This is a genomic window from Kitasatospora sp. NPDC057738 (genome assembly GCF_042798815.1).
In the GTDB taxonomy this organism is placed as follows: domain Bacteria; phylum Actinomycetota; class Actinomycetes; order Streptomycetales; family Streptomycetaceae; genus Kitasatospora; species Kitasatospora lactacystinica.
In genome coordinates this window covers 1-9,488 of record NZ_JBHVJT010000142.1, presented here as the reverse complement: position 1 = coordinate 9,488, position 9,488 = coordinate 1, and the positions used below count along the sequence as shown (strand labels likewise).

At 75.8% G+C, this 9,488-nt stretch carries 9 protein-coding genes and 1 pseudogene; 9 read left to right on the top strand and 1 reads right to left on the bottom strand.

The window, feature by feature from the left end; all coding sequences use genetic code 11:
* Nucleotides 1-366, top strand: a pseudogene (locus tag ACFVGO_RS38855) (LysR family transcriptional regulator); the annotation flags it as partial.
* Nucleotides 367-525: 159 nt separating this feature from the next.
* Here ACFVGO_RS38855 and ACFVGO_RS38850 read toward each other — a convergent pair.
* Complete coding sequence (locus ACFVGO_RS38850; RefSeq protein WP_359910420.1) at nt 526-1,140, bottom strand: YceI family protein; 615 nt, start codon at nt 1,138-1,140, stop codon at nt 526-528.
* A gap of 183 nt (nt 1,141-1,323) precedes the next feature.
* Here ACFVGO_RS38850 and ACFVGO_RS38845 point away from each other — a divergent pair, with 183 nt between their 5' ends.
* From ACFVGO_RS38845 to ACFVGO_RS38810, 8 genes are all read left to right on the top strand, one after another.
* Nucleotides 1,324-4,551: an SNF2-related protein gene (locus ACFVGO_RS38845; RefSeq protein ID WP_380636875.1), complete on the top strand. Its 3,228-nt coding sequence runs from the start codon at nt 1,324-1,326 to the stop codon at nt 4,549-4,551.
* On the top strand, nt 4,548-4,754 hold the full coding sequence (locus ACFVGO_RS38840; protein ID WP_380636873.1) for a hypothetical protein: 207 nt from the start codon (nt 4,548-4,550) through the stop codon (nt 4,752-4,754). Before ACFVGO_RS38845 ends, ACFVGO_RS38840 begins: the two co-directional genes overlap by 4 nt.
* A 33-nt stretch (nt 4,755-4,787) precedes the next feature.
* Complete coding sequence (locus ACFVGO_RS38835) at nt 4,788-5,855, top strand: RNA polymerase sigma-70 factor (protein ID WP_380636872.1); 1,068 nt, start codon at nt 4,788-4,790, stop codon at nt 5,853-5,855.
* A gap of 34 nt (nt 5,856-5,889) precedes the next feature.
* Complete coding sequence (locus ACFVGO_RS38830; RefSeq protein ID WP_359910429.1) at nt 5,890-6,987, top strand: MerR family transcriptional regulator; 1,098 nt, start codon at nt 5,890-5,892, stop codon at nt 6,985-6,987.
* 37 nt (nt 6,988-7,024) lie between these two features.
* Entirely contained in the window at nt 7,025-7,942 is a 918-nt protein-coding gene (locus ACFVGO_RS38825) for an alpha/beta fold hydrolase (protein WP_380355385.1), read from the top strand.
* Between the two features lie 105 nt (nt 7,943-8,047).
* Nucleotides 8,048-8,455: a helix-turn-helix transcriptional regulator gene (locus ACFVGO_RS38820; protein WP_359910435.1), complete on the top strand. Its 408-nt coding sequence runs from the start codon at nt 8,048-8,050 to the stop codon at nt 8,453-8,455.
* 2 nt (nt 8,456-8,457) lie between these two features.
* Nucleotides 8,458-9,000 carry a hypothetical protein gene (locus ACFVGO_RS38815; RefSeq protein ID WP_380636870.1) on the top strand — a complete coding sequence of 181 codons (543 nt, stop codon included), beginning with the start codon at nt 8,458-8,460 and terminating at the stop codon, nt 8,998-9,000.
* A 117-nt stretch (nt 9,001-9,117) separates the two neighbouring features.
* A complete protein-coding gene (locus ACFVGO_RS38810) occupies nt 9,118-9,471 on the top strand; it encodes a DUF2516 family protein (protein ID WP_359910441.1) in 354 nt (117 codons plus the stop codon).
* Nucleotides 9,472-9,488: the final 17 nt, after the last annotated feature.

The following is a 9,488-nucleotide window of genomic DNA, read 5'->3' as shown; positions in this document are numbered from 1 at the left end:
GCGGGCAACCCGGCGACCACCGAGTGGGCCGACCTCGGCACCCGGCTGCTGCGGGAGCACGGTCTGACGGCGGCCGCGCCGTACGTGCCGCCGGTGGGCGTCGACGAGACCGCCCGCTACCTCGCCCGGCACGGCGATCCGATGCTGACCACGGTCGGCGGCCCGCGGATCCCGGGGACGGTGAACGTGCCGCTGGTGGAACCGGTGCCGCTGAGCCTGGTCAGCCTGGTGCACCGGCCCGGGGAGCGTCACCCGGGGCTGCGGGCGCTCGCCGCCGCGGCCGGCGCGCTCGGCGCGGCCGAGGGCTGGCTGCGCCGTCCGCCGGGCAGCTGGCTTCCCGAGGCGGACGCGGCGCTGCTGCGGTAGGGGCGGACGCGGCGTGGCTGCGGCAGGGGTGGACACGGTGCTGTCGGCGCAGGGGCGGACGCGGGCGGCCGACCGCCGTACGGGCGGGCGGCCGTCACGCGAAGACCGCCCCTGCCCCCGGGGGGAAGGGCAGGGGCGGTGCTCGGGGGGACGGCCGGCTCAGGCCGCCTTGACGGCGGAGATGTCGAAGCTGAGCTTGACCTTCTCGCCGATCAGCACGCCGCCGGTCTCCAGCGCGGCGTTGTAGGTCAGGCCGAACTCGGTGCGGTCGACGACGGCCTTGCCCTCGAAGCCGACCCGGTCGGCGCCGTACGCGTCGGTGGCGCTGCCGGTGTACTCCAGGTCGAGCACGACCGGGCGGGTGGTGCCCTTGATGGTGAGGTCGCCGGTCATCCGGTACGAGTCGCCGCCGAGCAGCTGGGCGGAGGTGCTGCGGAAGCGGATCTCCGGGTGGGTGTCGACGGCGAAGAAGTCGCCGGTGCGCAGGTGCTCGTCGCGCTGGGCCTGGTTGGTGTCGACGCTCGCGACCTTGATCACCAGCTCGGCCGAGGAGTTGCCCGGGTGGGTCCCGTCCAGGTGCAGCTTGCCGTCGTACTCGGTGAAGCGGCCCTTGACGTTGGTGACCATCGCGTGGCGGACCGAGAAGCCGATCTCGCTGTGCGTGTTGTCGACGGTCCAGTCGCCGGTCAGGTGGGCGAGGTCCGGGCCGGCCGGGGTCGGGACGGCGGTCGCGGCGGGGGCGGTGACGGTCTTGGTGCGGTTGAACAGGCCCATGGCTTCCTCCTTGGTTCGAAGCCAGTTGTTTAGGCTTCAACTTGTTGGCTCCAGCGTAGGACAACTTCGTTCAACTTTCAACCATGGTGCTCCGGATTCCTCCGAACGGCTCAGCGGACCCGCCCTGTCGGACCTCCCGGATAGGCTGCGAAGGACGGTCCCACCCCGCCCGGAAGGCCCCCGATGTTCGTCCTGCACGCGCTCTGGCGGGCGGACGGGCAGCTGGCGCTCTGGGCCGAGGACGCCCGCGCCCACCCCGGCGCCGCCGAACCGCAGCCCGACCGGCCCGCCCCGCGCGCCCACCCCTACGCCTGCCCGGCCGGCGAGCTGGCCGCCGTGCTCGGCGGCATCGGTCCGGGTCTCGGCTGGCTCGCCGGACAGGCCCCCGAGCGCTGGGCCACCCTGCTGCTGCCCACCGTCGGCACCGTCCCCGCGCCCTCGCCCGACCTTCCGGTCGCCCCGCCGCGCGGCGGCGCCGTGCTCACGCCCTGGCGGGTGCCGGCCCTGCTCTTCGGGGCCGGGGCCGCCGCCCAGCTGCTCGGTGAGGTCTTCGACCCGGTCTGGGCCGTCACCAGCAGCGATCTGCCCGGCGCCGGACGGGTCGAGGTGGTCCACGGCCCCTCGCTGCGCTGGCTCACCGGAGTGCACGACCTCGCCTGGCGGACGGTCGGCCGCGGCCGGGTCCAGCCGCTGCCCGTGACCGCCGCCGACGGCCGCCCGCAGGCCCGGTGGCGGCCCGACCTCACCCCGGCCGGGCGCCGCGAGGCCGCCGCCCTGGCCGCTGGCTGCCCGCCCGTCCTGCTGGGGGAGTGGCCGTACGGCGCCGACGACGGGGACGCGCTGCTGGGCGCGGCCCTGGGCGCACTGGTGGACGCCGAGGCCCGCGCCGCACTGGCGGACGCCCCGTCCCCCTTCCCGGTCGACGGCGGCGCCGGACCGGGGGCGGCCGTCGCCGAGCGCTGGCTGCACGCCCTCACCACCCCCGACGGCTGGTTCGACGGCTCCCCGCCCGAGGAGCTCGCCGGACTGCGCCGCGGGCTCGGCGCCTGGTACGCCGCCGCCGAGCCCGTCGATCCGGCGCTGCGGCTCTGCTTCCGCCTGGTCGAGCCGCTCGGCCCCGATCAGGACGACCCGGAGGGCCGGCCCTCCGACGACGCGTGGCAGCTGGAGTTCCTGCTCCAGGCCGTGGACGAGCCCTCCCTGCTGGTCCGCGCCGCCGACCTGCACGAGGGCGGCGCCGCCCACGCCGCGCTCGCCCGCAAGGGCGCCGACCCGGTCGACGTGCTGGTCGCCGAACTCGCCCGCGCCGCCCACCGCTGGCCCGCCCTGGACGGGCTGCGCCACCGCTCCCACCCGTCCGCCCTGCCGCTCGGCCGGGCCGGCGCGCTCGACTTCCTGCGCACCGCCGCGCCCGCCCTCGCCGAGGGCGGCTTCGGGGTGCTGCTGCCCGCCTGGTGGCGCCGCCGCCCCCGGCTCGGGCTCGCCCTGCGCGCCACCGCCCCGCCCGCACCCGGCTCGCTCGCGGCCGCCGGCCAGGTGGACCGGGACGCCGTGGTCGCCTTCCGCTGGCAGGTCGCGCTCGGCCCGGAGGGGGAGCCGCTCACCGAGCGGGAACTGGCCGAACTCGCCGCGGCCAAGCAGGAGCTGGTCCGGGTGCGCGGCACCTGGCTGGAGGCCGACCCGGCCCAGATCGCCGCCGCGCTCGCCTTCCTCGCCGACCGGCGCGACGGCGTGCTCGCCGCCGGAGAGCTGCTGCGGCTCGCCCTCGACCCGGAGGCGACGGTCGCCGGGCTGCCGGTCACCTCGGTGCGCGCCGACGGCCCGCTCGGCGAGCTGCTCGCCGGGCAGGCCGTCGCCGCCCCGGCCCCGGAGCTGCCGGCGGACTTCCGGGCCGAGCTGCGCCCGTACCAGGAACGCGGGCTGGCGTGGCTGCGGACCATGTCCGGACTCGGCCTCGGCGCCGTGCTGGCGGACGACATGGGCCTCGGCAAGACCGTCCAGACCCTCGCCCTGCTCGCCTCCGAGCGGGCGGAGGCGGCGAAGGCGGCGGACGGGCTGAAGGCGGCGGACGGGCCGGAGGCGGCGAAGGGGGCGGCGAAGGGGGCGGAGGACACCGCCGGCCCCACCCTGCTGGTCTGCCCGATGTCCCTGGTCGGCAACTGGCAGCGCGAGGCCGAGCGCTTCGCCCCCGGTCTGCGACGGTACGTCCACCACGGCGCCGGCCGCCTCGGCGCGGAGCAACTCGCCGCGGCCGTCAGGGGCGTGGACCTGGTCATCACCACCTACGGGCTGGTCCAGCGCGACCTCGCCGCCCTGCGCGCGATCCGCTGGCGCCGGGTGGTCGCCGACGAGGCCCAGCACATCAAGAACAGCGGCACCGCGCAGTCCCGGGCGATCCGCGCCCTTCCCGTCACCCGGCACCGGATCGCGCTCACCGGCACTCCGGTGGAGAACCGGCTCGCCGAACTGCACGCCGTCCTGGACTTCGCCAACCCGGGCCTGCTCGGCCCGGCCGAGCGCTTCAAGGAGCGCTACGCGATCCCGGTCGAGCTGCACCGCAGTCCCGAACGCACCGCCGAACTCCTCCGCCGCACCGCACCGTTCGTGCTCCGCCGGGTCAAGTCCGACCCGGCGGTGGCGGCCGAGCTGCCCGCCAAGCAGGAGATGACCGTCTGGTGCAACCTCACCGCCGAACAGGCGGGCCTCTACCAGGCCGTGGTCGCCGACCTGCTGCGGCGGGTCGAGGGCATCCGGGGCGTGGAGCGGCGCGGCACGGTGCTGGCCGCGATCGGCAAGCTCAAGCAGGTCTGCAACCACCCGGCCCAACTGCTGCACGACGGTTCGGCGGTGGGCGGGCGCTCGGGCAAGGTCGCCCGGCTGGCCGAACTGCTGGAGGAGGCGCTGGCCGAGGGCGACCGGACGCTGGTCTTCACCCAGTACGCCGAGTTCGGTGCGATGCTCCGCCCGTACCTGGAGCGCCGGCTCGGCGAGGAGGTGCTCTACCTGCACGGCGGCCTGCCCCGGGCGCGCCGTGAGGAGCTGGTCGAACGCTTCCAATCCCCGGACGGGCCGGGGGTGTTCCTGCTCTCGCTGCGGGCCGGCGGCACCGGCCTCAACCTGACCGCCGCCAACCAGGTGATCCACCTGGACCGTTGGTGGAACCCGGCGGTCGAGGAGCAGGCCACCGACCGGGCCTTCCGGATCGGCCAGCGCCGGGACGTCCAGGTCCGCCGGCTGGTCTGCGTCGGCACCGTCGAGGAGCGGATCGACGAACTCCTCGCCGCCAAGCGCTCGTTGGCCGATGCGGTGGTGGGGGAGGGGGAGCGCTGGCTCACCGACCTGCCGGTCGAGGCGCTGCGCGAACTGGTCGCCCTCACCCGGGAGGACGCCGTGGCCGAGGAGGACGCGTGAGCGACGAACCGAAACCGCCCGTGGTCAACGTCGCCGCCTACTGGTGCGGCGACTTCACCCTGCGCCGCGCGCCGGCGGCGGAGGAGGAGGAGGACGGTCCGGACGAGTCCTCGCTGCGCCGCCTCGGCCGCTCCGGCATCACCGTGCACGGCCGCGACCTCGCCGTCGTGCTCGCCCCCGCCTACGAGGCCTTCCGGGGCTGAGCGCGGCGGCTACCGTGCGGTAGCGTCGCGCGGGTGACCGACACCCACGACGCGCCGTCGGCCGACTCCCGGTCGGCCGACCCCCGCTTGGCCGACTTCGAGCGGCACCGGCGGACGGTCTTCGGCATCGCCTACCGGATGCTCGGCAGCGTCGCCGATGCCGAGGACCTGGTCCAGGACACCTGGCTGCGCTGGAGCGGCGTCACCGGCCCGGTCGCCAGTCCCGGCGGCTTCCTGGCCCGTACGGTCACCAACCTCGCGCTCAACAAGCTGGACTCGGCCGCCGTGCGCCGCGAGTCCTACGTCGGCCCCTGGCTGCCCGAGCCGCTGGTCACCGAGCCGGACGCGACCGAGGGCGTCGAGCGGGCCGAGACGGTCTCGGTGGCCCTGCTGGTGGTGCTGGAGAGCCTGTCCCCGCTGGAGCGGGCGGTGTTCGTGCTCAAGGAGGCCTTCGGATTCACCTACCAGGAGATCGCCGAGGCCCTGGACCGCACCGAAGCCGCCTGCCGTCAGGTCGGCAGCCGGGCCCGGGCGCACGTGCGCGCCGGCCGGCCGCGCTACGACGCCCCGCCCGAGCTGCGCCGCCGCGCCACCGACGAGTTCCTGGTGGCCTGCGCCGGCGGCGACCTCAACCGGATGCTCGAACTGCTCGCCCCCGACGTCACCGCCTGGACGGACGGCGGTGGGGTGATCCGCGCCGCGCTGCGGCCGGTCGTCGGTGCCGAGAACGTCGCCCGCTTCGTCCTCGGGGTGCTCGGGCAGCTCGGTGAGGGTGCCGGCGCCCGTCCGGTCCTGGTCAACGGCGAGCCCGGTGCGCTGGTCACCGTGGACGGCGCCGTCGACTCCGTGTCGGTGTTCGAATTCGCCGAGCAGCCCGACGGCACCGTGCGGATCGCCGGGATCCGCAGCGTCCGCAACCCGCACAAGCTGGCCCACCTCACCGGCGCCGCGCCCGTGCCTCCCTCGGCCCCCGTCCCTTCCGCCGCTCCCGCTCCCGCCGCCGCTCCCGCTCCCGCCGACGCTCCCGCCGACGCTCCCGCTCCCGCCGACGCTCCCGCTCCCGCCCCCGGCGACGGCGCCGACCGGCCCGACCCGGCTTGACCCTCGACCAGGTCGAGCCCGCAGAGTCACCGGCATGGAGAGCGAGCTGCACAGCATCGGCGAACTGGCCCGCGCCAGCGGACTGGGCGTCGGCACCCTGCGCTACTACGACGGCGCCGAGGTGCTCACCCCCGCCTGGGTCGATCCGCAGACCGGCTACCGCTGGTACCGGCCCGGCCAGCTCGCCGACGCCCGGCTGCTGGCCAGGCTGCGCCGGGTCGGCCTGCCGCTGACGGACGTCCGCGCCGTGCTCGGCGCCGCGCCCGGCGGCGAGGAGGCCCGGCAGGTGCTCGACGCGCACCTGCGCCGTCTGGAGGACGGCCTCGCCGACGCCCGCCGCGAGCTCTCCCTGATCCACGCGATGATCGACCAGAGGGAGCAGCCGATGACCACCACCCCCGCCGGACTCCGGTTCACCGTCCCGGCCGAAGAACTCGCGGCCGCCCTGGACGCGGTCCGCTTCGCGGTCTGCGGGGACCCGGAGCTGCCCTCGCTCGCCGGCGTGCTCTTCGAGCCCGACGGGCCGGTGCTGCGCCTGGTCGCCACCGACCGCTACCGGATGGCCCTCGCCGAGGTGTCCGCCGCCGGTGACACGCCCGAGCGGCCGGTGGCGGGCACGGTCGTCCCGACCGCGCTGGTGGACGCGCTGCGCGCGCTGCTCGGCTCGGGGGCGGCGGAGGTCGCGCTCACCCTCGGCGGCGGTCCGGTCCGGGCCGAGGTCGGGGAGCACCGGATCGAGGGCGCCGCGCTGGACTTCGACTACCCCGACCACCGGGCCGTCACCCGGCTCGCGCCGGAGCACCGGATCACCCTCTCGGCCGCCGAACTGCGGGCGGCCGTGGCGGCCGGGGCCACCCGTACCCTGCCCTCCGGCCCGGACGGCGCCGACTGCGAGGTCACCGTCCTGACCCTGACCGGGGACGGCCGCCTGACGGTCGCCGACGATCCGGCCCCCGAGGGCTACCGACTGGCCGTCAACCGGGACTTCCTGCTGGAAGCCCTCGACGCCGGCCGCCCCGGGCAGCTGCTCCTCGAACTCGGCGGCCCGATCGCCCCGCTGGCCGTCCGCACGCCCGGTCGTTCGGGCACCTTCTCCGTGCTGATGCCGGTCCGGCTGCCCGAGTCCGGCTGACCGGCGGGCCTCGCCGGGGCTCTGGAAGGATCACCGCATGAGCCCGCACCCCGACGCCCCCGACGCCCCTGCCTCGGACGTCCCTGCACTTGACGCCCCCGGCTCCGAAGCCCCCGGCTCCGGGGTCCACGTCCCCGCGGAGCACGTCCCCGCGGAGCACGTCCCCGCGGAACAGGTCCGCACGGTCCACGTCCCGGCCCCCGGCGGCGGCCGGCTGTGGGCGGAGCGCCGAGGAGCCGGCAGCCCGGTGGTGCTGCTGCACGGCTCCGGCATGGACTCCCGGCTGTGGGACGCCGTCGCCCCGGCGCTCGCCCGCCACCACGACGTGATCCGCTACGACGCCCGCGGCCTCGGCCGCTCCAGCACGCCGGAGCAGGCCTTCGACGACGTCGCGGACCTGGGCGCCGTCCTGGACCACTTCGGTCTGCCCGGTGCCGCGCTGGTCGGTCTGAGCATGGGCGGGGAGACCGCCCTGGACTTCGCCCTCGCCCACCCCGACCGGGTCACCGCGCTCGGCCTGGTCGGCGCCTCGGTCAGCGGCCACGACTGGCCGCCGTCCCCGGAGACCACCGCCTACGCCGAGGCCCGGCGCCGTGGCGACGCGGCGGAGCTGGCCGAGCTGGAGCTCTCCGTCTGGGCCGCCCTGGGCCGCGGCGCACCGGGCGGCGAGCTGATCGCGGCGATGGTCGAGGAGAACGCGGCCCGCCGGATCGTCAGCGAGCACCACCTCGCGGGCGCCCCGGCCCGGGCGGCCGAGCCGCTCCTGGGCACGGTCGCCGCGCCCACCCTGGTCGTCCACGGCGACCGCGACCACCCGGAGATCGCGGCGATCGCCCGGCGGCTCGCCGACGACATCCCCGGCGCCCGCGGCCACCTCGTCCCGGACGCCGACCACTACCTCCCGCTGCGCACCCCCGAACGGCTCATCGAGCTCCTCCTCGCCCATCTGGCCTGACCGCCCGGTCCGCCCGGCCCCGGCCGCGCCCCGACGGGGACGCGCGCGTTTGCTGCCGCTAGCACCCTGCTTGCATTTGCAAGCGGGGTGTTGCAGGCTGTCCGCATGGCCTCACTGAACGTCGGCTCGCTGGGCGAGTACATCCGCGAGCAGCGCCGCAACGCCCAGTACTCGCTGCGGCAGCTGGCGGAGGCCGCCGGCGTGTCCAACCCGTACCTCAGCCAGATCGAGCGCGGGCTGCGCAAGCCGAGCGCGGAGATCCTCCAGCAGATCGCCAAGGCGCTGCGGATCTCGGCGGAGACGCTGTACGTCCAGGCCGGGATCCTGGAGGAGCGGCGGGGCGAGGGCCTGGAACTGCGGGCCTCGATCCTGGCCGATCCGCTGATCAACGAGCAGCAGAAGCAGGCGCTGCTCGCGGTCTACGACGCCTTCCTCAAGGAGAACGCCGCGTCGGCACCCACCCCGACGACCGACGGCCCAGCCACCCAGAACATCCACCGGGAGGACCGGTAACCATGCCCATCACCGACGAGATCAAGAAGACCCTCAGCGACCCGACCCCGCTGTACGCCCTGGCCGGCGCCGGGGACCTCGCGTACGAGAAGCTGCGCGAGGTGCCGGGCCGGGTCGAGGCGCTGGCGGCGGACCGCAAGGGCGCTCAGGAGAAGGCCACCGCCACGCTCCAGGAGGCGCAGTCGCTGCTGACCGGGGCGCAGGCCAAGGTCACCGAGACCGTCACCGGCATGCCGACGGACCTCAAGGCCCTGCAGGAGCGGGCCCAGGGCTTCGCGCTGCAGCAGGTGGCCCGCGCGGTCGAGCTGGCGGTGAAGGCCAAGGAGACCTACGACGAGCTGGCCGAGCGCGGCAAGGTCGTGGTGGACAAGGCCCGCCCGGGAGCCTCGGAGGAGGGCGAGCCGTCCGAGCGGCCCGAGCTGACCGTGGAGCCGGTCGAGGTCGCGGAGCCGGCCGAGCCCGCGCCGGCCGCGGAGGGCGGCGCCGAGCCCGCCCCGAAGAAGCCCTCCCGGGCCCGCAAGGGCGCCGCCGACGCCGCGGAGTGACGTGGTGCCCCGAGGGGCACAGTAGGTGACCGTGGGACGTTGACCCCGTCGTGGACGGTCGTCGTGCCAGGATGGGCGGCGGTCGCAGTGCCGGAGTCGAGAGCAGAGGAGATCGAAATGGTCGGAGTGTTGCAGATTCTGGCCTTTTCCTATCTGAACCCGATCTGGTGGGCGACCATCGCCATCCTCGGCTACAAGCTGTTCGCCCTGGCCGACGCGGCCACCCGCCGGGAGGACGCCTACCGGGCGGCCGACAAGAAGACCAAGGGCTTCTGGGTGGCGATCCTGGCGATCTCCTTCGGCTGGGACTTCCTGTTCGGGGTGAACTTCTTCACCGGCATCGGCACCCTGGCCGGTCTGGTCGCCTCGATCGTCTACGTGGTGGACGTCCGCCCGGCGATCCGGGCACTGACCGGAGGCAACGGGGGCCGGGGCGGTCGGAGCAACACCGGTCCGTACGGCCCCTGGTAGCCCCGGCGGTGGACGAC

Coding starts and splice junctions, on each gene's coding strand:
- ACFVGO_RS38830 (WP_359910429.1), top strand. CDS start 5,890: ATGGAGAGCGAGCTGCACAGCATCGGCGAACTGGCCCGCGCCAGCGGA.
- ACFVGO_RS38825 (WP_380355385.1), top strand. CDS start 7,025: ATGAGCCCGCACCCCGACGCCCCCGACGCCCCTGCCTCGGACGTCCCT.
- ACFVGO_RS38810 (WP_359910441.1), top strand. CDS start 9,118: ATGGTCGGAGTGTTGCAGATTCTGGCCTTTTCCTATCTGAACCCGATC.
- ACFVGO_RS38820 (WP_359910435.1), top strand. CDS start 8,048: ATGGCCTCACTGAACGTCGGCTCGCTGGGCGAGTACATCCGCGAGCAG.
- ACFVGO_RS38845 (WP_380636875.1), top strand. CDS start 1,324: ATGTTCGTCCTGCACGCGCTCTGGCGGGCGGACGGGCAGCTGGCGCTC.
- ACFVGO_RS38815 (WP_380636870.1), top strand. CDS start 8,458: ATGCCCATCACCGACGAGATCAAGAAGACCCTCAGCGACCCGACCCCG.
- ACFVGO_RS38850 (WP_359910420.1), bottom strand. CDS start 1,140: ATGGGCCTGTTCAACCGCACCAAGACCGTCACCGCCCCCGCCGCGACC.